The organism is Micromonospora sp. NBC_01740, assembly GCF_035920365.1.
GTDB classification, from domain to species: domain Bacteria; phylum Actinomycetota; class Actinomycetes; order Mycobacteriales; family Micromonosporaceae; genus Micromonospora; species Micromonospora reichwaldensis.
Genome location: NZ_CP109150.1, coordinates 4,768,618 through 4,791,581, shown reverse-complemented (window position 1 = coordinate 4,791,581; position 22,964 = coordinate 4,768,618). Strand labels below are relative to the sequence as shown.

21 protein-coding genes are annotated in these 22,964 nt (G+C 73.0%); 8 read left to right on the top strand and 13 right to left on the bottom strand.

The genetic code is table 11. From position 1 onward, the window contains the following. Nucleotides 1-89 precede the first annotated feature (89 nt). Nucleotides 90-812 carry a VOC family protein gene (locus OG989_RS21250; RefSeq protein ID WP_327028182.1) on the top strand — a complete coding sequence of 241 codons (723 nt, stop codon included), beginning with the start codon at nt 90-92 and terminating at the stop codon, nt 810-812. A 128-nt stretch (nt 813-940) separates the two neighbouring features. On the opposite strand, the gene OG989_RS21245 is transcribed toward OG989_RS21250, so the two are convergent. Both OG989_RS21245 and OG989_RS21240 read right to left on the bottom strand, forming a co-directional pair. Then, nucleotides 941-1,237 (bottom strand): hypothetical protein, encoded by a 297-nt coding sequence (locus tag OG989_RS21245; protein ID WP_151455739.1) that lies wholly within the window; start codon nt 1,235-1,237, stop codon nt 941-943. A 110-nt stretch (nt 1,238-1,347) separates the two neighbouring features. Continuing rightward, entirely contained in the window at nt 1,348-2,655 is a 1,308-nt protein-coding gene (locus OG989_RS21240) for a hypothetical protein (RefSeq protein WP_327028181.1), read from the bottom strand. A gap of 288 nt (nt 2,656-2,943) precedes the next feature. On the opposite strand from OG989_RS21240, the gene OG989_RS21235 reads away from it, so the two are divergent. The 3 genes from OG989_RS21235 to OG989_RS21225 all read left to right on the top strand — a co-directional run bounded on the left by OG989_RS21235 (nt 2,944) and on the right by OG989_RS21225 (nt 4,771). Then, nucleotides 2,944-3,135: a helix-turn-helix transcriptional regulator gene (locus OG989_RS21235; RefSeq protein WP_121399264.1), complete on the top strand. Its 192-nt coding sequence runs from the start codon at nt 2,944-2,946 to the stop codon at nt 3,133-3,135. Continuing rightward, nucleotides 3,125-3,553 carry a hypothetical protein gene (locus OG989_RS21230; RefSeq protein ID WP_327028180.1) on the top strand — a complete coding sequence of 143 codons (429 nt, stop codon included), beginning with the start codon at nt 3,125-3,127 and terminating at the stop codon, nt 3,551-3,553. Before OG989_RS21235 ends, OG989_RS21230 begins: the two co-directional genes overlap by 11 nt. Before the next feature lie 174 nt (nt 3,554-3,727). Beyond that, nucleotides 3,728-4,771: a hypothetical protein gene (locus OG989_RS21225; RefSeq protein ID WP_327028179.1), complete on the top strand. Its 1,044-nt coding sequence runs from the start codon at nt 3,728-3,730 to the stop codon at nt 4,769-4,771. 113 nt (nt 4,772-4,884) lie between these two features. Here the strand turns inward: OG989_RS21225 and OG989_RS21220 are convergent, their stop codons facing one another. Genes OG989_RS21220 through OG989_RS21210 form a run of 3 tightly spaced genes read right to left on the bottom strand, consistent with a single transcriptional unit; the run spans nt 4,885 to nt 7,307 of the window. Next, the gene (locus tag OG989_RS21220; RefSeq protein ID WP_151455746.1) at nt 4,885-5,349 is read right to left on the bottom strand and encodes a hypothetical protein; all 465 of its coding nucleotides are present in this window, start codon (nt 5,347-5,349) and stop codon (nt 4,885-4,887) included. Continuing rightward, nucleotides 5,324-5,962: an RNA polymerase sigma factor gene (locus OG989_RS21215; RefSeq protein ID WP_132237817.1), complete on the bottom strand. Its 639-nt coding sequence runs from the start codon at nt 5,960-5,962 to the stop codon at nt 5,324-5,326. The genes OG989_RS21220 and OG989_RS21215 overlap by 26 nt, the downstream gene beginning before the upstream one ends. 34 nt (nt 5,963-5,996) lie before the next feature. Next, the gene (locus OG989_RS21210; RefSeq protein WP_225852317.1) at nt 5,997-7,307 is read right to left on the bottom strand and encodes a S8 family peptidase; all 1,311 of its coding nucleotides are present in this window, start codon (nt 7,305-7,307) and stop codon (nt 5,997-5,999) included. Nucleotides 7,308-7,494: 187 nt separating this feature from the next. Here OG989_RS21210 and OG989_RS21205 point away from each other — a divergent pair, with 187 nt between their 5' ends. Next, nucleotides 7,495-10,125: a CHAT domain-containing protein gene (locus OG989_RS21205; RefSeq protein WP_327028178.1), complete on the top strand. Its 2,631-nt coding sequence runs from the start codon at nt 7,495-7,497 to the stop codon at nt 10,123-10,125. Between the two features lie 115 nt (nt 10,126-10,240). On the opposite strand, the gene OG989_RS21200 is transcribed toward OG989_RS21205, so the two are convergent. The 4 genes from OG989_RS21200 to OG989_RS21185 all read right to left on the bottom strand — a co-directional run bounded on the left by OG989_RS21200 (nt 10,241) and on the right by OG989_RS21185 (nt 14,658). Then, nucleotides 10,241-10,891, bottom strand: coding sequence for a dihydrofolate reductase family protein (locus OG989_RS21200; RefSeq protein ID WP_151457690.1), 651 nt, complete (start codon nt 10,889-10,891; stop codon nt 10,241-10,243). Nucleotides 10,892-11,011: 120 nt separating this feature from the next. After that, nucleotides 11,012-12,040 (bottom strand): SDR family oxidoreductase, encoded by a 1,029-nt coding sequence (locus tag OG989_RS21195; protein ID WP_327028177.1) that lies wholly within the window; start codon nt 12,038-12,040, stop codon nt 11,012-11,014. Nucleotides 12,041-12,122: 82 nt separating this feature from the next. Continuing rightward, nucleotides 12,123-13,520 carry an endo-1,4-beta-xylanase gene (locus tag OG989_RS21190; protein ID WP_327028176.1) on the bottom strand — a complete coding sequence of 466 codons (1,398 nt, stop codon included), beginning with the start codon at nt 13,518-13,520 and terminating at the stop codon, nt 12,123-12,125. Nucleotides 13,521-13,809: 289 nt separating this feature from the next. Continuing rightward, a complete protein-coding gene (locus tag OG989_RS21185; protein WP_327028175.1) occupies nt 13,810-14,658 on the bottom strand; it encodes an ATP-grasp domain-containing protein in 849 nt (282 codons plus the stop codon). A 116-nt stretch (nt 14,659-14,774) separates the two neighbouring features. Between OG989_RS21185 and OG989_RS21180 the strand changes: the two genes are divergently transcribed. Then, nucleotides 14,775-15,062, top strand: coding sequence for a DUF1905 domain-containing protein (locus OG989_RS21180; protein ID WP_151457058.1), 288 nt, complete (start codon nt 14,775-14,777; stop codon nt 15,060-15,062). Between the two features lie 79 nt (nt 15,063-15,141). Here OG989_RS21180 and OG989_RS21175 read toward each other — a convergent pair whose 3' ends face one another. Continuing rightward, entirely contained in the window at nt 15,142-15,336 is a 195-nt protein-coding gene (locus tag OG989_RS21175) for a hypothetical protein (protein WP_327028174.1), read from the bottom strand. A 370-nt stretch (nt 15,337-15,706) separates the two neighbouring features. Between OG989_RS21175 and OG989_RS21170 the strand changes: the two genes are divergently transcribed. Then, entirely contained in the window at nt 15,707-17,575 is a 1,869-nt protein-coding gene (locus tag OG989_RS21170; RefSeq protein WP_327031216.1) for an adenylyl cyclase, read from the top strand. 57 nt (nt 17,576-17,632) lie between these two features. Here the strand turns inward: OG989_RS21170 and OG989_RS21165 are convergent, their stop codons facing one another. Beyond that, on the bottom strand, nt 17,633-17,992 hold the full coding sequence (locus OG989_RS21165; RefSeq protein WP_327028173.1) for a hypothetical protein: 360 nt from the start codon (nt 17,990-17,992) through the stop codon (nt 17,633-17,635). A 221-nt stretch (nt 17,993-18,213) separates the two neighbouring features. Between OG989_RS21165 and OG989_RS21160 the strand changes: the two genes are divergently transcribed. After that, a complete protein-coding gene (locus OG989_RS21160; protein ID WP_327028172.1) occupies nt 18,214-19,557 on the top strand; it encodes a carbohydrate-binding protein in 1,344 nt (447 codons plus the stop codon). 87 nt (nt 19,558-19,644) lie between these two features. Here the strand turns inward: OG989_RS21160 and OG989_RS21155 are convergent, their stop codons facing one another. Both OG989_RS21155 and OG989_RS21150 read right to left on the bottom strand, forming a co-directional pair. After that, nucleotides 19,645-20,328 (bottom strand): response regulator, encoded by a 684-nt coding sequence (locus OG989_RS21155; RefSeq protein WP_151452738.1) that lies wholly within the window; start codon nt 20,326-20,328, stop codon nt 19,645-19,647. Further along, on the bottom strand, nt 20,325-22,877 hold the full coding sequence (locus tag OG989_RS21150) for a sensor histidine kinase (RefSeq protein ID WP_327028171.1): 2,553 nt from the start codon (nt 22,875-22,877) through the stop codon (nt 20,325-20,327). The genes OG989_RS21155 and OG989_RS21150 overlap by 4 nt, the downstream gene beginning before the upstream one ends. Between the last annotated feature and the right edge of the window lie 87 nt (nt 22,878-22,964).

The window sequence follows — 22,964 nt, the reverse complement described above, 5'->3', positions numbered from 1 at the left end:
GACGCGGCCCGCCCCTAGGCTCCCGAGCTACGCGCCGGCGAGGCGTGCTGTCGACAGCGGTCACACCGCCGATCGGAGATGCGCAGGAGATGACGAGTCAACTGTTCGCGCTCAGCTTCGACGCGAACCAACCCCTGCGGCTCGCCCGGTTCTGGTCCGGGGTCCTGGGCTGGGACGTGGCCGACGACCCACACGACGGTGTCGCGCTGCTGCCCGGTGACGACATCGGGTTCCGGATCCGTTTCCTTCCGACCGGGAGACCGAAGGTCGGCCCGAACCCGATGCACTTCGACCTGACGAGCACATCCCTCGAAGACCAGCGGCAGACGGTGGCCCGGGCGCTGGAACTCGGCGCGGAGCACATCGACGTCGGCCAACGGCCCGAAGAGGGTCACATCGTGCTCGCCGATCCCGACGGCAACGAGTTCTGCGTCATCGCGCCGGGCAACAACTTCCTCGCCGACTGCGGATTCGTCGGGGCGCTGGCCTGCGACGGCTCGCAGGAGGTCGGCTACTTCTGGAGCGAGGCGCTGGGGTGGCCGCTGGTCTGGGACCAGGACCAGGAGACCGCGATCCGTTCACCGCTCGGCGGCCCGAAGATCACGTGGGGTGGTCCACCCCTGAATCCGAAGACAGGCAAGCAACGACTGCACTTCGACCTCGCTCCGCCTGCGGACGGCGACCAGCAGACGGAGGTCGACCGGCTGCTCTCCCTCGGGGCCACCCGGATCGACATCGGCCAGGGCGAGGTCAGCTGGGTGGTCATGGCCGACCCCGACGGCAACGAGTTCTGCGTGCTGACGCCCCGTTAGCCACCCCCGGGCACCCGTCGCCGGGTCGGCTGCACGGACGACCGGGGACCGGCATGGTCAGCGACTTTCGGCTGCCACGGTGCGCCGGGACGGCAGCGGTCGGCGGCCGTCCCGGCGGAACTACCGGTTCAGCAGGTGGTGTTGCGGGCCGGGACCCAGCCGTCCACGGACGGGTTCTCAGCGCCGTGACCGTAGATCCAGGCGTCGTCGTCGACCGCCGAGACCTGACCGTGCCAGCGGAACCCGCGGCCGGCAGTCAGGGTGAGCAGCACGTGGCTGTGCGGCGCGGCGCGCAGCCAGGTGTTCTCCCGGAGGTTGCAGACGATGCCCCACGCGTCGCTCGCCGAGGCCGGCGCGGCCACCACAGCCGTACCGGAGAAGACGACGGTCGCGACCGTCAGGATGTGCAGAAGGCGGCGTTTCACTCGCGTCCCTTCGACTGTGGATGATGACGGCCTCCGATTGTGGTCGATGGGTACGCCGCCGACGCCACGGGGGCCAGCATCACGTCGGCGCACCGCTCGGCAGCCGCCGGTCAGTGGAAGGAGTCGTAGAAGTCGTTCAGCACGTCGTGCACGTTGTCCCGGTCGAACTTCTCGATGCCCAGGATCAGGGCGAGCAGTTGCGCCGTGTCCTTGGGGATCTGGCACTTCGCCTCGGCGACGAGTTCGTCGAGCATCCAGTGCAGGACCTGGGCGACGGGCGTCCGGGCGGCGAGGTCGGAGTTGATGGTGAACCGGATGGTGCCGTCCGAGTTGATGACCGTCGAGTGGTTCAGCATCTTCGGCTCGACCCGCACCACCAGCCGCCCCTCCGCCCGCATCAGCGCCAGCATCGCCGCGTGCAGCGCCTCCATGTACGCCCCGATCAACGGCGCGTACGCCCGGTCCTGCGGCAGGTCGGTGAGCACGAGAGCGACCGGCTTGGGCAGGTCGGACCTGGTGAAGTCGAGGCGGGTGAAGTCGTAGGTGCGCACCCACGCGCGGGTGATGCGGGAGGCGAGCACGGTGTGCAGCGAGTCCATCCGGGGCGCGGTGCGTCCCCGCATGGCGGCCACCTGCTCGTCGGTGGGGAACGGGCCACCCTGGCCCAACGCCTCGCAGACGGTCTGCTCGAAGTTGGCGGCGTTCTGCAGGGCGATCTGGCCCTGCAGGTAGTAGGCGGCGTTGCGGCGGCGGTAGACGATGTCGACCGTCGGATTGTCCGCCAGGATGTGCGTGCCCTCGTGAGCGAGCGTGGCGGCGAGCTCCCACAGGTGCATCGTCCCGTCGAGCGCGGAGCGACCCACGTTGATGATGGCGGTGTCACCCTGACCGCTGGCCAGTGCACCCATCCCGTCGGGCAACGACAGGTTGCACACGAATCCCGACCGTCGGCCGTCGGTGCGCTCGAGCACTGCCCGCAGGGCCGTGACCGTCTGCGCGAAACGCGCCTTGGCCACCGACGAGGCGGACCCGAACAGACGCGCGAACGCGGTGTTGACGGCGACGTGCGTGGGGCTCCTGTCGTCGTTCATGACATCGACGATCCTGGTCTTCAGTTCGTCCACAGCGGCGACGAGATACGGGTTGCCGACGGCGGAGGGCACGACCCCGTCGAGCGAGTCCTGCACCTCCTTGAACAGCGTGGCCGCCTGGTGCATCGTCGCGCCGCGTTCCGAGATCTGTTGCAGCCAGGTCCCGACGGCCAGGGCGGCGACCTTGTCGAGCCGGGCGGTCAACTGCTCGCGGCGCAGCCCTGCCGGCAGTGCCCCGACGACGGGACGCAGCCGCTGCAGTTCGCAGGCCATCAGCACCCGGTGGGTCTGGAACACCTCGCGCCGGCCGAGATCGAGTGCCTTCATGGTCGCTTCGTCGGGAAACGGGAACATGTGGAGGGCTCCTTCGCTCTGCCGGCCCGGCCCGGTCGGCCGAACGCCCGCAGAGAGGTAGCACCCGAAGGGCCGTGGCAGTCAGTAGCGCGTCGGTCATCGGACAGTGAGTGATCCGTCGCCCGCGTTCCCAGCCGGCATGTCGCCACGGGGGTGCCGATCGGGCCGGCGAGCCCTCGCCGGAGACAAGCGTGCTTGACAATCCCGGAGGGTGTCAAGCACGCTTGTCACGACAAGGTCACTTGACATCAGGGGGTGTTCATGAAGAACGACCTCTGCGCGCTCCGGCTGGCCACCGGGCTGTCCCAGCGCGAGCTGGCCCAGGCGCTGGGCGTCTCGCGACAGACGATCAACTCGATCGAGAACGGCCGCTACGACCCCTCCCTGCCGTTGGCCATCGCCATCGCGCGCCACTTCCACCGCACCGTCGAGGAGATCTTCCATGTCGACTGATCGACACACGGACAAGCGCAGGGCCCTGGCTCTCGGCGTCGGCATGGCGATCGTGGCGCTGCTGATCGCCGTGGGCCTGCTGCTGCGCGAGCACGCTCCCGGAAACATGGGAGTGGGCTTCCTCCTGGGCGCGGCGGTCGGGCTGATCGGTGCCGCGGTGATGGCGTGGCGGCTCAGCAGGCGACCGGACCGTACGACGGCCTTCGAGCGGGCGTGGTCCCAGTCGGGCGACGAGCGGGACGACGCCGTCCTCACCCGCGCCCTGGCCGTGCTCGGGCTGCTCGCGCTACCGCTCACCGGTGCGGCGGGGATCGCGATCGGGCTCGGCGCCGCGGTCGAGATGATGCTGGCGCTGCTGATCCTGACGGAGGTCCTGGTCGGGGCGACCGCCTTCGCGGTCATCAACCGACGCAGTTGAGCGCGCATCCGAGCGCTCTGCGGCTTTCGCCGGCTTGACGGCAAGTCACGCCATCTGACATCACCCACCAGCACCAGATGTATCTACTCGCATCGATCGGACTCCGTAAGGGTGTCCACCCGCCCACGCCACCACCTCGGGGCGAACGGCGATCCCCCATCATCGGGAGGAAATGTGTCTACCAGACTCGCAGGAAGAGCGCGCCGTTCGACGCTCGCCCTGCTCACCGGCGCGGCACTGGCGACGCTGTTGTCCGTCACCGCGGCCGGTGCCGCACCACTGGCCGGGCCGGCGGACGGCCCCGCCACCGCCGCCGCGGTCGACGTGTACATGAAGGACACCGCCGCCGACGTGGGCCTCGAACCGCACGCGTTGAACCCGCTCTGGCAGAGCCCGGACATCAAGGTCTGCCACACCGCCATCGAGTGCGCGACCAGCCAGAACCCGATCGTCGGCCAGCGCAACTACATCTTCATCAAGCTGCGTAACCCCGGCCCGTACGGCGACAGCGTCATGGAGGAGGGCACGATCTGGGTCTACCGGACCACGCCCGGCGGCGGGGCGGGCTGGCCGGGCGCGTGGACGCAGATCGGGGCGATGGCGGTGCCGGTCTACCCGGGCGTCACCACGGTCACCATCCCGTGGGACAACGTGCCCGGCCCGGGTCACTTCTGCCTGCTGGCCCGCTGGGTCTCCGCCAACGACCCGATGACCTTCGAGGGACCGGACATCGGCGTCAACACCCGCAACAACAACAACATCGCCTGGCGCAACGTGGACTCGGTGGCGGTGACCGCCGGCGGCCTGGCGCAGATCCGGCCGTTCGCCATCGGCAACACGCTGACCCGGCCGGCCCGCAGCAGCGTGGTCTTCAGCCAGACCGGGGCACCGTTCCAGGCCGCCGGTGGCCGGCTCGTCGCCGACCTCGGACCGACCCTGTTCGAGCGCTGGGCCAAGGGCGGCAAGGCCGGCAAGGGTGTCCGCGAGGTGGGCCGCAACCAGGTCGAGATCGTCGACATCGGCCAGGCCAGCCTGGACAACCTGGAGCTCAACCCCGGTGAGCGGCTCGCCTTCTCGCTGAACTTCACGGCGGCCGTGCCGACCCGGGAACAGACCGCCGTCAACGTGACCCAGATCGGACCGGACACCACCGGCGCCGCACGGGCCGACCTCGGCGGCGTGCGGTACGACATCACGGTGGCCCAGCGGGCCAAGTAACGCCCTCGAGGGGCAGGGACGGAGGTCGCGGACGGGGCCCGCGACCTCCGTTCCACCCGTCCGGCCGGTGTCCCGGGCGGTCGCCGCATCGCCCGGTCCCGCCCGGTGTCCGCTCAGCGCAGCGTGACCCAGGCGGTCGCCACCGCGTACCCGGCGGTGCGGGCGCAGAACTGGACCGGGCCGGCGGGCGGCACCCCCATCGAGAAGTAGCCGACCGCGTCCACCGGCACCTCCTCGTACGGGCCGACGGCGGTCCGGGCCGCCACCCGCCCGCCCCGGGCCGGTGAGAGCTGCCCGACGATGCCGGTCGGGGTCAGCTCGATCTCGACCACCACCGCACCGGTGCGGAACGTCAGCGTGCGGGCCGAGCCGGCGGAGCGGGTGGGACCGGCCGGTTCCGGGTCGCAGACCGAGTCGAAGGTCAGCTCGGCGAGGGCCAACTCGGCGTCGACGGTCCGCCAGCTGAACGCGGCGTGCGCTGCGGCCAGGAACTCCTCCGGCACCGGGCCGGAGTCCCGCAGGGCGGCCCTCAACTCGGCCAGCAGGGCGTCGTCAGCGGCTGGCGGCCACGGCTCCATCCCGGTCACCTCCGCTCCCCTCGTCACCCGGGCGCGCCCTGAGGAAAGGGGCGAGTGCCGGACAGTTCCGCAGCTTGTGCAGGCACCGGGCCTGACTCGGACCGACGCTACCCACCGGCATGCCCAACCGCGCGCCGATCTCGCGGTAGCTGACCGGCGGATCGGCCAGCAGCAGGGCCAGCAGGTCCCGGCAGCGCGGCGGCAACTGCGCGAACGCCTCCCGCAGCGCCTGCTGCCGCTCGGCGCGCAACAGGTCCTCGTCCGGGGTGACCGGGTCCACCAGCAGATGGGCGCCGACGTGCCGGTCGACCGAGTCGTCGTACGGGTCGAACGGCTGGGTCCGCCGGCCGAGGCGAAGCAGCCGGTAACACTCGCGTCGGGTGGTGGTGACCAGCCAGGCGGGCAGGGCGTTCGACTCCCGCAGCCGTCCCAGGTGCTCCACCGCACGAAGCCAGACGGTCTGGTTCACGTCCGCCGCGTCGACCTGGTCGAGCCCGTGGGACCGGATCACCGAGAGCACCAGCGGGGTGTAGCGGCGCACCAACTCGCCCCACGCCCGCTCGTCACCGCAGGAGGCGGCGGCGACCAGCCCGACGGTGCTGCGCTCGCTCACCGGTACGACGCCCGGCGCGCCGCTGCCGACGACCTCACGCGACGAGCACGCCGTAGTCGGGATGCCAGCGGGGACCGGCGACCAGCACGGCTCGGGCCGCCTCCGCGCCGAGCCCGGCGCTGGTCATCAGCGCGGCCAGCCGGCCGGCGACGTGGCCGGTGGCGAACGAGGTGCCGGTCCAGGCCGCGAAGCCGTCGAAGTACCGGATCGGCTGGCCCGGCAGTTGCAGTCGACCCCTGACGTAGGTGCTGGTCCGGTCCCCCAGGGCACAGGCGTCCACCCACGACCCGTAGCTGCTGTACGGCGCCGGGACCGGGCCGGTGGCGCCGGCACTCACCGCGCCCACCGCCAGGACCCGGTCCAGGGCGGCCGGCCAGGCCCGCCGGCTGGTGCCGGCGTTGCCCGCCGACGCCACCACCGCCCTGCCGGGCAGCCCGGCCAGGGCGTTGACCAGCGGCAGCGGAGGCTGATCGTCCTGGGTGAAGTAGCCCAACGAGAGGTTGACGACCGACACCTGCGGGCCGAGCCGACCGAGGGCGGCGACCAGCATCTCCTCGTCGCCGACGCCGGTCGCGTTCAGCGCGGCCTCGGGATCGAGACGTACGCCCGGCGCCGCCTGCCGGACCACTCCGGCGACGAAGGTGCCGTGGCCGCCCTGGAGTGCGAGCACGTCAGCGCCGACGTAGAGGGCGTCCTCGTCGTCGACCTCGGGAAGGTAGCTGCCGGCCAACCACTGCGGATGGCGGGAACCGGCCAGCCGCCAGATGCCGGTGTCGCAGATCCCCACCGTCACCCCCGCCCCCTCACCCGCACGCGCCGGATCCGGTGCGGGCAGGGCAGCGGCGGACCGCGGCGGACCGCCCGGGTTGCCCATGATGTTGCCGAAGCCGAGCAGGGCGTGGTGCGGCTGGACCAGGGGCGCCGGCTGCCCGGGCCACTGCTTCGGGTCGCGGAGCCTGGTCACCACCGACGGGATGTCGGTCTCGGTGGCGAAGAGGAGTCGGGCCACCCCGCCGAAGCCGACGCCCTCGGTGACCGGGTGGCCGTAGCTGCGCAGCCGACCCACGACCCGCTGCACGTCGGGGTGGGCCACGAGCAACTGCCGGGGCCGGTAGAGGAACTCCCGGCCCGTGACGGCGTGGCGGCGCAGGTCGGGGTCGGCGGCCAGGGCCTCCAGGAAGACCCGCTGGTAGGTCTCGTCGGGCGACTCGCCGGCGGCGGCCGGGGCGCCGCGCCCGACGAGACCGAGCGGCGCCGCCGCGGCGGCAAGGGTGGACCAGGCCATGACCTGCCGGCGGGACAGCCCGGCGGGCGGGCGCGACGCGAAGGAGTCGTCAGACGGCACCGGTCCTCCAGGCGGTCGAAGATGCGTGGTCGGCGGCGGGCCGGGCAGCTACGGAAGCGCTCTCCGAGGCACCGGACGATTATTTCAAAGGATAGTCGAGTGTCAATTGATCGTCGGTCAGGCGACTGATGTCCGATCCGCCTCGAGGCGATTGACCGGGGAGCGCGACTGCGAGATTCTTCTTGGCATGGCCGACAGCACCGATCCCGGTGCCGTCCAGGCCCAGGCCGCACTCGACGCCGTCCAGCGCTACCCCCGCGAGGCGATCGCGATCGCCCGGCAGGTCCTCGCCGCCGGGCAGCCCGACGCCGACGAGCGGTCCACCGCCGAACGCGCCATCGGGCTGGCCCTGCGGGAACTCAACGACCTGCCGGGCGCCCTGCGGCACCTGCGCCGGGCGGTGCGGGTCACCGACTCGCCCCGGGCACGGGCACTGGCCCGGATGAGCCTCGGGTACGTCCTGGCCAACGCCGGGCGCACCGGCGCGGCGCTCCGCGCGGTGACCCTGGCACTGCCCCGACTGACCGGTGCCGACGCCGGCCGGGCCCGGATGCAGCGGGGCGTCGTGCTGCACTACCGGGGACGGTTCGACGAGGCGGTCCGGGACTACGGCATCGCGGTGGAGATCGCCCAGCGCGAGGGCGACCTGCTACTGGAGGCACGGGCGCGCAACAACCGTGGGCTGCTCAACGCCCACCGGGGCACCAGCCGGGACACCGACGACGACCTGTTCCGCTCCGCGGCCATCTTCAGCCGGCTCGGGCTCGACCTGGCCGCCGCCGACACCCGCTGGAACATCGGCATCGCCGCCGGCCAGCGCGGCGACGTCGCGGGCGCGCTGCGCAGCTTCGCCACCGTCGGCGACGAGTACCGCCGATTGTCGGTGCCCCGGCCGGCGCTGCTGTTGGACCGCTTCGAACTGCTGCTCTCCGTACCGCTGGTCGACGAGGCGGTCGAGGTCGCTACGTCCGCCGTGACGGAGCTACGGCGGCGCGGCATGGCCTCGGATCTCGCCGAGGCGCTGCTGGCGCGGGCCCGGGCGGCGCTGCTCGCCGGTGACCTGGACACCGCCGCGACCGCCGCCGCCTCGGCCCGGGCCCGCTTCCGCCGCCAGGGACGCCGCATCTGGGCCGCCTTCGCCCGGCACGTCGAACTGCGCGCCGAGTTCGCCCGGGGCACCCGGTCGACGGCCCTGCTCACCGCCATGGTGCGCACCGCCGGGCAGCTCGACGCCACCGGCTGGCCCTCGCCGGCGCTGACCACCCGGATCGAGGCCGCCCGGCTGGCCGAGGCGATGGGCCGGCCCGCCCGGGCGGCCGAACTGCTGGCGGTGGCGGCCCGCGCGCACCGCCGGGGCACCGCGCCCCACCGGGCCCAGGGCTGGTACGCGCTCGCGCTGCGGCGCCGGCTCGACGGTGACCTGCGCGGGGCAGCCCGGGCCCTGCGCCGGGGGCTGGGGGTGCTCGACGGCCACCGGGCCTCCCTGGGCGCCACCGAGCTGCGCGCGCACAGCGGGGCGTACGGGCACGAACTCGCCGCCGAGGGACTGGACATCGCCGTGCGCACCGGCACGCCCGCCCAGGTGTTGGCCTGGGCGGAACGCTGGCGGGCCAACGCCCTGCGGATGCGCGCGGTGCAGCCGCCGCAGGACCCCGAGCTGGCCGCCGCCCTGGCCGAGCTGCGGATGGTCAGCACCGCCCTGGAGGACGCGCTGCTCGCCGGGCACCCCGGGTACGCGCTGCGGCGCAGCCAGGGCCGACTCGAACAGCGCATCCGCGAACTGGCCCGGGGGGCGGACGGCGGGGCCCGGGGAGCGGACGGCGGCGACCTGGTGGCACCGCCCACGGTTGGCGCCCTCGCCGCCGCGCTCGGTGACGCCGTGCTGCTGGAGCTGGTGGCGCACGGGCCACGGCTGCGGGCGGTACTGGTCCGCGACGGTCGGACCAGCCTGCACGACCTCGGCCCGCTCGACGAGGCGCTGGGCCGGGCCCGCCTGCACCGGTTCGGCCTGCGCCGGCTGGTCACCACCGGCGACTCGGCCAGTGCCCGGGCCGGGGTCGAGTTCGCCACCACCGCGCTGGACCAGCAGCTCTTCGACCCGGTACGCCGGCTGCTGCGCGACCGGCCACTGGTGATCGTCCCGATCGCCGCGTTGCACGCCGTGCCCTGGTCGGGCCTGCCGACCTGCGCCGGCCGGCCGGTGACGGTAGCGCCCTCGGCGACGGTCTGGCTGCGCGCCGTCGGGCGGATCGTCCCGGCCGGCCCGCCGGTGCTGGTGGCCGGGCCCCGGCTGCCCGCCGCCGAGACCGAGGTACGTCAGCTCGGCGCGGCCCTGCCCGGCTCCCGCCCCCTCACCGGCTGCGCCGCCACCGCCGACGCGGTCACCGACGCGCTGAACGGGGCCGGGCTGGCGCACATCGCCGCGCACGGCGCCTTCCGCGCCGACAACCCGCTCTTCTCCACCCTCGAACTGGCCGACGGGCCGTTGACCGCGTACGAGTTGGAGCGGCTGACCCGCCCACCGGGCTGCGTGGTGCTCTCCGCGTGCGACTCCGGCCTCTCCGGCGTCCGGCCGGGCGACGAGGTGATGGGCTTCACCGCCGTGCTGCTGGCCCTGGGCACCCGCAGCCTGATCGCCACCGTGTTGCCGGTCCCGGCCGACCTGACCACCGCGCTGATGCTGGACCTGCACCGGCGGATGCATGCCGGTGCTCCGCCGGCGGTGGCGCTCGCCGAGGCCCAGCGCGCGTTCGACACCGCCGGTGGTGGTGGCGCCCATGCCACCGCCGCCGCGTTCGTCTGCTTCGGCGCCGGCTGAGAGGAGCCCAAGCCGGTGGGGAGCCGCCTGGTGTCGAGCGACCGGCAGGAGAACGGCGACGTGGGCGACGATCAGTGGACTCGTCCACCTCGGATACACAACGGCACAGCCAGCACTATCGCCGCCCACTCGCACTGGGCGAGTTCGGCGACCTGCCGCCACCCGGTCGACTCGGGTTCGTGGCGACGTAGGTCGCGATGATCGCGCCCGTGCTGGTCACCTGGCTGTCGGCCAGCCGCAGCGGACGGTGTGCGCCGTCGGCGCCGAACAGGCGCTTGCCGCCGCCGCCCACCACCAGCGGATCGATCATCACCCGGAGTTCGTCGACCAGGCCGAGGTCCAGCAGGGTCTGGAAGAGACCGGGACTGCCGATCAGATGCAGGTCCTTCCCCGTCTCGGCCTTCAGCGCGCGCACGGCCGCCTCGATGTCGTCTGGCAGCAGTGTCGAGTTCGACCAGCCGAGCGGCTCGTCGAGAGTCGTCGAGGCGACGTACTTCGGTAGCGCGTTCAGGGGCCCGGCGAGCACCTGCTGCTCCTCCGGCGCGTTCGGCCAGTGGGCCGCGAAGATCTCGTACGTGCCCCGTCCCAACAGGTAGCCGCCCGCGCCGCGTACGTTCTCGATCACCCAGCCCATCGACAGGTCGTCGAAGTAGTGGGCATGCCAGCCGCCGTGCTGGAAGCCACCGGTCAGATCCTCGTCGGGATAGCTGGGAGCCTGCACCACCCCGTCCAGCGTCATCCACTCGTTCGCGATCACTTTCCGCATCCCGGCTCCTACCGATCGTTGGTTCCGCCGCTCCGCCCGCACGGCGGAACAGCCCCGTCACCCTCGAGGACGGAGCCGGGCGCCCGTCTTCGACATGACCCGCGAGCGGCCGGGCGGCCCCTACCGCCGGCCGGTGAAGTCCTCGACGTGGTCGCGAGCCCACTGCGCGAACGTCAGTGCGGGCCGGCCCAGCAGATGCCGGACGGTGTCGGTGACCGGCTCGGGGTGCGTGATCATCGCCGCGTGGCCGGCGATGATCGCGGCGGCTACGCCCGCCGGCATCGTGGGGAAGAGCTCGGCGGCGGCCTGTGCGGAGTCCATCTCCTCGTAACGCAGTGTCCGGCCGAGCGCGGCACCGATCGCCGCGAGCTGATCGACCTGCGTCAGTTGCTCGGGGCCGGTCAGGTGGTGGGCCGCGCGCTGGTGCCGATCGTCCGTCAGCAGCCGCGCCGCCACCGCCCCGAGGTCCGCCTCGTGCACCAGGGCCCGTCTGGCCTGGGGAACGAACCACCGCAGTACGTCCGACTGCTGGATCTGCGGCGCCCACGCCAGGGTGTTCGCGGCGAAGCCGCTGGAGCGCAGGAAGGCGTACTCGGCGGCCGATCCTGCGAGCAGGCCCTCCAGATGGGCGTGGGAGCCCAGGATGGTCCCGTCCGGCCCAGCGGCACCGTCGGGGTCGTCCGGCACGCCGTGAGTGGACAGATAGACGATGCGCCCGACCCGCTCGGCCAGCGTCGCCACCAACCGACCTGCCGCATGGTCGGCCGTGACCGACGGGAAGACGAGGAACAGCGCATCCACACCGTCCAGCGCGGCGCTCAGGCCGTCGGGCACGGTGAGATCACCGCCGACCACCTCCACCTGCGGCCCCAGGGCCGCCGATGCCCTCGCCGGATCGCGGGACAACACGCGCACCCGCACGCCCTCGGCCTCGACGAGCCGGGCGACGACCTGCCCGCCCACTCGCCCGGTCCCCCCGGTCACCAGTACCGTCCGCTTCACGCTCATACCAACCACGCCCTGATCCGCTCGATCGAACCTGCCGTGTCGACGGTAGAAGTTGAAGTGGACTTGAGGGCAAGTGCCGGAGGACCGGCACCACGGTCGGCTGGGGCTCCGGCAGTCCCGACGACCATCCAGGGCGGACACCGCAGAGCCCGGGCGGGCGGAAGGTGCATACGGCGTCGGCGGCCCGGCGTGGGTGGTTCCCCGCGCCGGGCCGTCGGACGGGTCAGCTCGCGGTGCAGGTGGGCGTGCCGGTCGGGCCGGTCCCGGTGCCCTGGAAGCCGAACTCGGTGGTGGCTCCGGCGGAGAGTCGGGCGTTGTAGTCGACGTTGCGGAACGTCACGGCGCCGCTGGTCCCGGTGGCGCGCGCGCTCCACGTGTTGGTGATCGTCGCGCCGCCCGGCAGGGTGAGGGCGACCGCCCAGCCGTTGATCGCCGCGGTGCCTGCGGTGACGCGTACCGTGGCGACGAAGCCGCCGTTCCACGAGTTCAGCGACACCGTCGCGGCGCAGTCGCCGGACGGCGGCGGGGTGGTGGGCGGCACGGTGGTCGGGGGCGCCGTGGTGGGCGGCGGAGTGGTGCCGCCGTTGAGGGCGTCGAGGGTGGCGGTGTACGCGGGCTTCTTGTTGCCGCTGCCGTCGAAGAGCAGCGGGGTGCCGCTGGCCCGCCAGGAGTCCGTGTCCCGGATGCCCCACACGGTGATGCCGGTGCAGCGGGTCACGGCGAGGCAGGCACGCACCACCCGGCCGTAGTTGTCAGCCTGCGCCTGGCCCGAGCCCTCGATGTCCAACTCGGTGATCTGCACGTCCACGCCGAGGTTGGCGAAGCGCTGCAGGTTGGCCTGGTAGTCGGCGGGCACCGGGGAGGCGCTGTTGAAGTGCGACTGGAAGCCGACGCAGTCGATCGGCACGCCCCGGGCCTTGAAGTCCTGCACCATGGCGTACACCGCGTTGCTCTTGGCGTTCTGCCCGTCGGTGTTGTAGTCGTTGTAGCACAGCTTCGCGGTCGGGTCGGCGGCGCGCGCGGCGCGGAACGCCACCTCGATCCAGTCGTTACCGGTGCGTTGCAGGTTCGAGTCGCGGCGGGCCCCGCTGCCGCCGTCGGCGAACGCCTCGTTCACCACGTCCCAGGAGTGGATCTTGCCACGGTAGTAGGTCGCCACCTGGGTGACGTGGTTGACCATCGCCTGGCGCAGCGCGCTGCCGTTGAGGTTCTGCGCCCACCCCGGCTGCTGGGAGTGCCAGGCCAGGGCGTGGCCGCGCACCTGCATCCCGTTGGCGCGGGCGTGGTTGACGATCCGGTCGGCGTTGGCGAAGGTGAACTGGCCCTGGGACGGCTCGGTGGCGTCCCACTTCATCTCGTTCTCCGGGGTGACCGAGGTGAACTCCCGGTTGAGGATCCCGACGTACGTGGCGTCGGAGAGCTTGTTGGCGGCGACCGCGGCGCCGAAGTAGCGCCCCTTCTCGGCGGCGGACGCCCCCAGGGTCGTGCCGGCGCTGGCGCCGGACGCCACCGCGACCGTCGTGGCGGCGACGGCGAGACCGACCACGACCGACGCCAGCGCGACGCGTGGCCGCCGGCGGGTCACCGGGCGCCCGCTGGCACGGGCGAGCATGTTGTCCATGGCAGAGCCTTTCGATGAGCCGAATGGATGAGAAGGCCGCCTCGGCAACCGCCCGCCACGGCGTGGGGCAGGTGGAGTGGTCGCCCGGAGACCACGCCGCCGTCAGCATCCTCGACACCGTGAGTTGATCGAAGCCCTTCCATCGGACCGTATCGGAACATCTCCGGAACCTCAACGCCCGGTTATCGGATTCTTCCGACGGGTGTGCGCCGCATCGCCGCATCGGGCAGGGTCACACCCTGCCCGCGAGCCGGACCGACGCCTACCGGAGCACCGGAAGTTTCGGAGGTCAGGATCCGCGACGCAGGACGTCGACCAGAGCGGCCGGGTCGATGGTGGACGGCCGGTCGCTGACCTGCCCGTCACCGAGTTCGACGATCCGCCAGACGCCGTCGGCGCGCAGGGCCAGGTCCACGGTCACGAACGGCAGCCCCAGCGCCGCCACCGAACCGCTCACCGGGCCCGCGTCGAACGCCTCCGGCGGCGTGTCGTGCGGACTGTCGGGATGGGCGCCGACGAGGACGCAGACGCCGTCGACCCACCACGTGCGGACCTCGGCGGTGGTGAACCGCTCGAACCGGCGCAGCACCAGGCCGCCGACGAGGTCGTCGCCGCGCAGGTTGCGGAAGCGGCTGGCGACCCGCCAGGCGGCATCACCGTCGTCGAGATCCGGGATGAACGCCGCCTCGTGCCAGTGGTGCTTCATCGACTTGGTGAAGTCGCGCAGCACCGCCGCCCCGCCCCCGAGCGCACGCCTCGCCCGGTCGAATTCGGCACGCTCGGTGCCGACCGTCCACGCCGAGCGTGGCGTCAGCTCGATCAGGTCCGGGTACCAGCCCGGCAGCTCGTGGGCGCGCCGGTACTGTTCGGCGCTCGTACGCAGGCTGACGCCCCGTCGGGCCAACGCGTCCGCGAAGGCGGCGTACTGCTCGCCGCGCAGCATCCAACCGCGGTAGACCGCGACGCCCTCGGCCCTCACCCGCGACACCGCCCGCGACACGTCGTCACCACGGGTCAACGCGTCGTGGTCGACAACAGCAACCTCGACGCCGGCCTCCCGGGCGGCGCGTGCCTCCGGTGCGAAGTGGGCGTCAGGGTGGCGCGGTCGTAGCGGGTCCGAGGCGACGATCAGGAGCACGGGTGCATGCTGCCCCATCGGCGCTGCCGACGCGAGCGCCGCCGGGCCGGCGCGGGACCGGCCGGCGGCACTCCGCCCGTCCCGAGGAAGTCGGTGCCCGCTCCTATGCTGAGCCGATGGACCTGGAGTTCGGTGGTGAGCTGTGGTTCTGGCGGGGCCCTGCGCCGTGGCACTTCGTCACCGTCCCCGAGGACGGCTGCCAGGAGTTGGCCGCGCGATCCGCGGGCGTGAGCTACGGCTGGGGCATGATCCCGGTCGCGGCCCGAATCGGGAAGACCGGCTGGAGCACGTCGCTGTTTCCCAAGGACGGGCGCTACATCGTGCCGGTGAAGGCGGCCGTGCGACGGGCCGAGGGGCTGGCGGTGGGAGACACGGTGACGGTCCGACTGGTCGTCGACGGGTGACCGGCCCACACCACACGCAGCAGCGCGACCGCGGCCGACGACACCCCTGACACGACACACCGGGCTGCGGCCGGCGCGGCTACAGCGTGGGTGGGTCCGGCAGGATCCGGAAGGCGACGTCGGCGGACTCGATCCGGGCAAGGTCCTCGGCGGTGATGCCGTGGCCGGTGAACCGCTGCACCGCGACCAGGCCCATCAGCTCCTTGCCACGGTGATGGTCGGCGAAGTCGAGGCCCGCGAGCGCCTCCGCCGTCCCCCGTACCGGAAGGCACATTCCTACCATCGACGGCCGACACCGACATCGATCGAGCCGCGAGGGGCACGCCACCGGCGTCGTGCGGTGCGCGGCCCGGCGCGGTCGCTCCACGAGAACCCGCCCTGATCGCGGCGGCGCAGCAGTAGCGCCGGGCGGATCGACAGGGTAGAAACATGCCAACCCTTCTTTCACGGCGTGATAGAAGTCGCGATGGCGAGAGAGCGCTCTCACAAAGGCGTCGTCCCCCGCCGCCGCCCCCACGAGGCAGGTCGACGACGACCGCGGTCCGGCCACCGGCGCGCCCACCCGGGCCGCGCCGGAACACCTCCCCCACCACGTCGCCGAGCCCGGCACCCGCCCCGGCCGGCGGAGAGGACGAACGATGAGAATGCAGTCCCCCGACCCGCGACGGCGGCTCCGCCGGACGCTCGCCCTCGGCCTGGTGCTGACGGCCGTCGCCAGCACCACCGGCACGGCCGCCGCCGCCGGACCGGCCCGGCACGGCGCCCCGGACTTCGGGCCCAACGTGACGATCTTCGACCCCGACACACCGGTCGCCGAGATCCAGGCGACCCTCGACGGGGCGCACGCCCGGCAGGTCGACGCCGAGATGGGCACCGCGCGGCACGCGTACCTCTTCAAGCCCGGCAGCTACGGTACGGACACGCAGCCCCTGCACGTGAAGGTCGGCTACTACACCGAGGTCTCCGGCCTGGGCGCCTCCCCCACCGACGTCACCGTCAACGGCAAGATCGAGACCTACAACCGCTGCCTCGAAGGCGGCGGGACCGGCAACTGCATCGCCCTGGTCAACTTCTGGCGCACCCTGTCCAACCTGTCGCTGTCCGTCAACGCCACAGGCCAGGACGGCTGCCGCTCCTCGGCGAACTTCTGGGCGGTCTCCCAGGCGGTGTCCATGCGCCGTCTCGACATCAGCGGCGGCGGCCTGTCCCTGATGGACTACTGCACCGCCGGCCCGCAGTACGCCAGCGGCGGCTTCATCGCCGACTCCCGGCTGCCCGCCACCACCAACGGCTCCCAGCAGCAGTGGCTCACCCGCAACAGCGAGGTCGAGAGCTGGTCCAACGCGGTGTGGAACCAGGTCTTCGCGGGCACCGTGGGCGCCCCCGACGACGCCGACTTTCCCGACCCGCCGTACACCACGCTGGACACCACGCCCCTGAGCAGGGAGAAGCCGTACCTGTTCGTCGACGACCGGGGCCGCTACCAGGTCCGCGTCCCCGCCGTCCGGCGTGACAGCCGGGGCATCTCCTGGGGCGACGGCATGACGCCGGGGCGCACCATCGGCATCCGGGACTTCTTCATCGCCAAGCCGTCCGATCCGGTGCACGTCATCAACGCCCAGCTCGCCCGCGGCAAGCACCTGCTGCTCACCCCCGGCGTGTACGACATCGCCCGCAGCATCGAGGTCCGACGGCCCGACACCGTGGTGCTCGGCATCGGTCACGCCACGCTCACCGCCGTGAACGGCGCCGTACCGCTGGACGTCGCCGGCGTGCCCGGCGTCGTCGTCGCCGGGGTGACCATCGACGCCGGCCCGACCGAGTCGCCGGTGCTGCTGCGGGTGGGGCGCGAGCACGGCCGCAACGCCAGCACCCCGCGCAACCCGATCACGCTCTCCGACGTGTACTTCCGCGTCGGCGGGCCGCACATCGGCAGGACGCACACCGCGCTGGAGGTCAACGCCGACCACGTCCTGATCGACCACACCTGGGTGTGGCGCGGGGACCACGGCGTCGAGGGCTTCACCGAGGGCGTCAACGGCGACACCGACCGCTGGCGGACCAACACCGGTCGCTACGGCGCCGTCATCAACGGCGACCACGTGACGGCCACCGGCCTGTTCGTCGAGCACTTCCAGCGGTACAACACGGTCTGGAACGGTGAGCACGGCACGACGGTCCTCTACCAGAACGAGCTGCCGTACGACCCGCCGACGCAGGCCGACTGGATGAACGGCAAGACCAGGGGTTGGGCCGGCTACAAGGTCGGCGACCGGGTGCGGCACCACACGCTGCACGGCGGCGGGGTCTACGTGTTCAACCAGAACAACCCGTCGATCCGCACGGAGAACGGCTTCGAGGTCCCCGCCGCCCCGGGCGTCAGGCTGCACCACGTCATGACCGTGAACCTGAGCGCCGGCACGATCGACCACGTGGTCAACGGCGTGGGCGCGGCGGCCGACACGACGCGGGTCGGCGAGCCCGTCTACGTCACGCGGTATCCCGCCGCGTAACCCCTGCGGGAGTCCGGGTCGGACGGGGCGCGCACCCCGCCCCGTCCGACCCGGTCGTCAGCCGGCGCAGTTGTTGTTGCGCGCGGGCTGGGTCAGCTTCTCCTGGCTGCCGAACTTCGCGTAGACCCGCAGGTAACACGGCAGCTCGACGTCGCCGTAGTAGCTCTGTACCTCGTTGGCGTAGTGCGTGGTGCCGCTCTGCGCGACCTGCCAGCCGCCGGCGTCCCCCGACTGGATCTCCCAGTAGACGTCGCCGGAGCAGCCCTGCAGGCCCTGCGACCAGGCGATGATGTTGGCCCCGTTGTAGATCTCGGACTGCACGAGCGTGCAGCTCGCCGCCTGCGCCGGGCTCGCGCCGGCGAGCAGGCCCACGGTCAGCATCGCTCCGGCTCCGACCGCCGACATCAACTTACGCATGCTCGATCTCCTCCACGATGGACGGCAGGTGTCCACCGGAGGGTATCCCGTTCCGGAGATTAGCTCCACGGCCATCGTCGATATTGGCGAAAAGTTTTACCGGCCTCCTCCGGCAGGCGTCGGCCGCCCCGCTACGGCCTCGCCGGCACGCCACCCCCGCCCACCGTTTACATTAAACAAAGTTAATTGATAGCCTCCCGCCATCGACGAGGAGGAATGCCATGCGACTTCGACGTACGATGCCCGCCCTGCTGGCCGGCGCGGCGCTCACCGCCACCCTGGCGGCCATGCCCGCCGTGCACGGCCGCGCCGCCGCGAAGACCGCCCCCGACGTCGCCGCCGCGGCCTGCACCGCGCCGGCCTGGGCCGAGGGGACCACGTACGCCGCCGGCAGCCGGGTCAGCTATGCGGGGCGCTCCTACCAGGCGCTGGTGACGCACACGCCCCCGCCGGGCGCCGGCTGGAACCCCGCCGCGACGCCCTCACTCTGGACCGACCTCGGCGCCTGCGCCGGCGGCGGCACACCCTCCCCCACCCCGACCGCCACGTCGGGGCCCTCCCCCACCCCGACGCCGACGCCCACCGCGACGCCGACCCCGCCCGGCCCGGGCACCTGCGCCGGCAAGCCGAAGCCGGCCGGCAAGGTGCTCCAGGGCTACTGGGAGAACTGGGACGGCGCGGCCAACGGCGTCCACCCGCCGCTGGGCTGGATCCCGATCACCGACGCCCGGATCCCCGCGCACGGGTACAACGTGATCAACGCGGCGTTCCCCGTCATCCGCGCCGACGGCACCGTGCTCTGGGAGGACGGCATGGACGCCACCGTCAAGGTGCCCACTCCCGCCGAGATGTGCCGCGCCAAGGCGGCCGGCCTGACCATCCTCCTGTCGATCGGTGGCGCGACCGCCGGAATCGACCTCAGCTCGGCCGCCGTCGCCGACCGGTTCGTCGCGACCGTCGTACCGATCCTCCAGCGGTACAACTTCGACGGCATCGACATCGACATCGAGACCGGGCTCACCGGCAGCGGGAACATCTCCCAGCTCTCCCCGTCGCAGGCGAACCTGATCCGCATCATCGACGGGGTGCTGGCGCGGATGCCCGCCGGCTTCGGCCTCACCATGGCGCCGGAGACCGCGTACGTCACCGGCGGCAGCGTCACCTACGGCTCCATCTGGGGCGCGTACCTGCCGATCATCAAGCGGTACGCCGACAACGGCCGGCTCTGGTGGCTGAACATGCAGTACTACAACGGCAGCATGTACGGCTGCTCCGGCGACTCCTACCCGGCCGGGACCGTGCAGGGCTTCACCGCCCAGACCGACTGCCTCAACGCCGGGCTGGTCGTGCAGGGCACCACCATCCGGGTCCCGTACGACAAGCAGGTCCCCGGACTGCCGGCGCAGCCCGGCGCCGGGGGCGGCCACATGGCCCCGGCGACGGTGGCCCAGGCGTGGAACACCTACCGGGGTGGCCTGAAGGGCCTGATGACCTGGTCGCTGAACTGGGACGGGTCGAAGGGCTGGACCTTCGGCGACAACGTGCGGACCCTCCAGGGCCGCTGAGCCGCCGCGCACCCCGCGCGTCAACCGCCGGCCGCACCCCCGCGGCCGGCGGTCGGCGCCCCGGAACGCGCGGCGCCTCCGTCGCGTTCAGGGCCGGAACCGGTAGCCCATGCCGGGCTCGGTGATGAGGTGGCGCGGGCGGGCCGGGTCGTCCTCCAGCTTGCGGCGCAGCTGGGCCATGTACTGGCGCAGGTAGTTGGTCTCGTTCTGGTACTCGGGACCCCAGACGTCGTGCAGGAGCTGGCGCTGGCTGACGAGCTTGCCCGGGTGACGCAGCAGCTGTTCGAGCACCCCCCACTGGGTTGGGGTGAGCCGGACGTCGGCGCCGTCGTCCCGGGTGACCGTACGGGCGGCGAGGTCGACGGTGTGCCGGCCGACGCGCAGCGTGGCGGTGGTCGCGTCGGCGCTGACGTGCAGTCGCCGGGTCACGGCGCGGATCCGGGCGAGGAGTTCGTCGATGCCGAAGGGCTTGGTGACGTAGTCGTCGGCGCCGGCGTCCAGGGCCGCGACCTTGTCCTGGCTGCCGGCGCGGCCGGAGAGCACGATGATCGGGACGTGCGTCCAGCCCCGCAGGCCCCGGATGACCTCCACCCCGTCGATGTCGGGCAGGCCGAGGTCGAGCACCACCAGGTCGGGCGGGTCGCTGGCGGCTGCCTTGAGCGCGGCCGTGCCGGTCGCGACGGCCTGCACCTCGTAGCCCCGGACCCGCAGGTTGATCCGCAGGGCACGGACGATCTGCGGCTCGTCGTCGACGACCAGGATGCGGGTCATTCCTGCTGCCCCTCCGCGGCGCTCGAGGTGGCGGCGGGCAACCGCAGCACCATGGTGAGGCCGCCCCCGGGGGTGGTCTCGGGAGTGATGCTGCCACCCATCGCCTCGGCGAGGCCGCGGGAGAGGGCCAGGCCGAGGCCGACGCCGGTGGCGTTGTCCCGGTCGCCCAGGCGCTGGAACGGCAGGAAGACGTGCTCCCACTGGTCCTGCGGGATGCCGGGACCGACATCGATGACGCGCAGCTCCACCTGGCCGGCGTGGGCGCTGGCGGTGATGGCCGGGGGCCGCCCGGGCGGGCTGTGCCGCAGGGCGTTGGCGACGATGTTGACCAGCACCCGCTCCAGCAGCCCCGGGTCGGCGACGGCGGCGGGCAGGTCGGCGGGGATGTCGGTGCCGACGTCGGCGGCCTGCGGACCCAGCTCGTCCAGGGCCCTCGGCACCGCGTCCTCCAGCCCGATCGGCACGCGGGTCACGCCGAGGGCACCGGCCTGCAGGCGGCTCATGTCCAGCAGGTTCGCCACGAGCCGCCCGAGCCGGTCCAGGGACTCGTCGGCGGTGGCCAGCAGCTCGTCCCGGTCGTCCGCGTCGAACTCGATGTCGTGGCTGCGCAGGCTGCTCACCGCGGCCTTCGCCGAGGCCAGCGGCGTACGCAGGTCGTGGCTGACCGCGGCGAGCAGCGCCGTACGCATCCGGTCGGCCTCGGCGAGCGGCCGGGCGCTGGCCGCCTCCTCGGCGAGGCGTTCCTGCCGCAGCGCGACCGCTGCCTGCGCGGCGAACGCCTCCACGACGCGCCGGTCCGCCGCCTCCAGCCGCCGGCCGGAAAGCACCACGGTGAGCCCGTCGTCCACCGGCACGGCCGTCTCGCCCGCGCCCGGGTTGCCCGCCGGGTCCTCGCCGACGCTGGCCACGATCCGCCACGCCCCGTCCTCGCTGGCGTGCCCGGGCCGTCCCCCGGCGTCGGCGACGAGTTCGAGGACGCTGACCGCGCGCAGCCCGAACGTCTCGCGCAGCCGGTCCAGCAGCGCCGGCAGCGGCCGCTCGCCGCGCAGGACGCCACCGGCCACCGTGGCCAGCGTCTGCGCGTCGGCGGAGGCGCGCGCCGCCTCCCTGGTGCGCCGCGCCGCGACGTCGACGACCCCGCTGACGGCGACGGCGACGGCGACGAAGACGCCCAGGGCGAGCAGGTTGTCGGCCTCGGCGATGGTCAGCGTGCGGAACGGGGGCGTGAAGAACCAGTTGAGCAGCAGGGAACCGCCCAGCGCGGCGACCAGCGCCGGCCACAGCCCGCCGACGAGCGCGACCCCGACGACGCCGGTGAGGAAGAGCAGGATGTCGTTGGTGAGGCTGAGGTCCGGCAGGGCCCGCAGCAGCACCGTCAGCAGCGGCATGCCGAGCCCGGCAAGGCCGAGGCCGAGCAGCCGGCGCCGCCGCGACAGCGCGGCCGGCACGCCCGCGCCGCGCCGCCCCCGGCCCATCTCCGGGTGGGTGACCAGGTGCACGTCGATCGGCCCGGACAGCGCCGTGGTGGTCACCCCCACGCCACGGGAGAAGAGCTGCGCGAACCGGCCGCGCCGGCTCGCGCCGAGCACCAGCTGGGTGGCGTTCACGCCCCGGGCGAAGTCGAGCAGCGCCGCCGGGATGTCGGCGCCGAGCACCTGGTGGTACGTGCCGCCGAGGCTCTCCACCAGCACGCGCTGCCGGGCGAGCTGCGCCGGATCGGCGCCGGCCAGCCCGTCGCTGCGGGCGACGTGTACGGCCAGCAGGTCCGCGCCCTTGCTGCGGGCCGCGACCCGCGCGGCGCGGCGGATGAGCGGCGCACCCTCCGGTCCGCCCGTGAGCGCCACCACCACCCGCTCGCGGGCCTCCCAGGTCTCGGAGATGCCCTGCTGGGCGCGGTAGGCGCCGAGCTGCTCGTCGACCTTGTCGGCCAGCCACAGCAGGGCCAGCTCGCGCAGGGCCGTGAGGTTGCCGACGCGGAAGTAGTTGCCCAGGGCCGCGTCGATCCGGTCCGGCCGGTAGATGTTGCCGTGCGCCATCCGGCGGCGCAGCGCCTCCGGGGTCATGTCGACCAGCTCGACCTGTTCGGCGGCGCGGACCACCGCGTCGGGCACCGTCTCGCGCTGGGTGGTGCCGGTGATGCGCGCGACGACGTCGTTGACCGATTCGAGGTGCTGGACGTTGACGGTCGACAGGACGGTGATGCCGGCGTCGAGCAGCTCCCGCACGTCCTGCCAGCGCTTCTCGTGACGCGAGCCGGGCACGTTGGTGTGGGCCAGTTCGTCGACCACGGCGACCTCGGGCCGCCGGGCCAGCACCGCGTCGAGGTCCATCTCGGTGAACGCGGCGCCGCGGTAGGTCACCACCCGACGCGGCAGCACCTCCAGGTCGCCGACCATCGCGGCGGTCTGGGCGCGACCGTGGGTCTCGACCAGGCCGACCACCACGTCGGTGCCGCGCTCGGCGCGCCGCCGGGCCTCCTCCAGCATCGCGTACGTCTTGCCGACGCCGGGCGCGGCCCCGAGGTAGATGCGCAGTTCTCCCCTGGGCACGCAGCCATCCTCCCTGATCACCGGCACGGCCGGTCGTCGGACCACGGACCACGGGTGGGGCGGGACGCCCGGCCCCACCCCACGCCG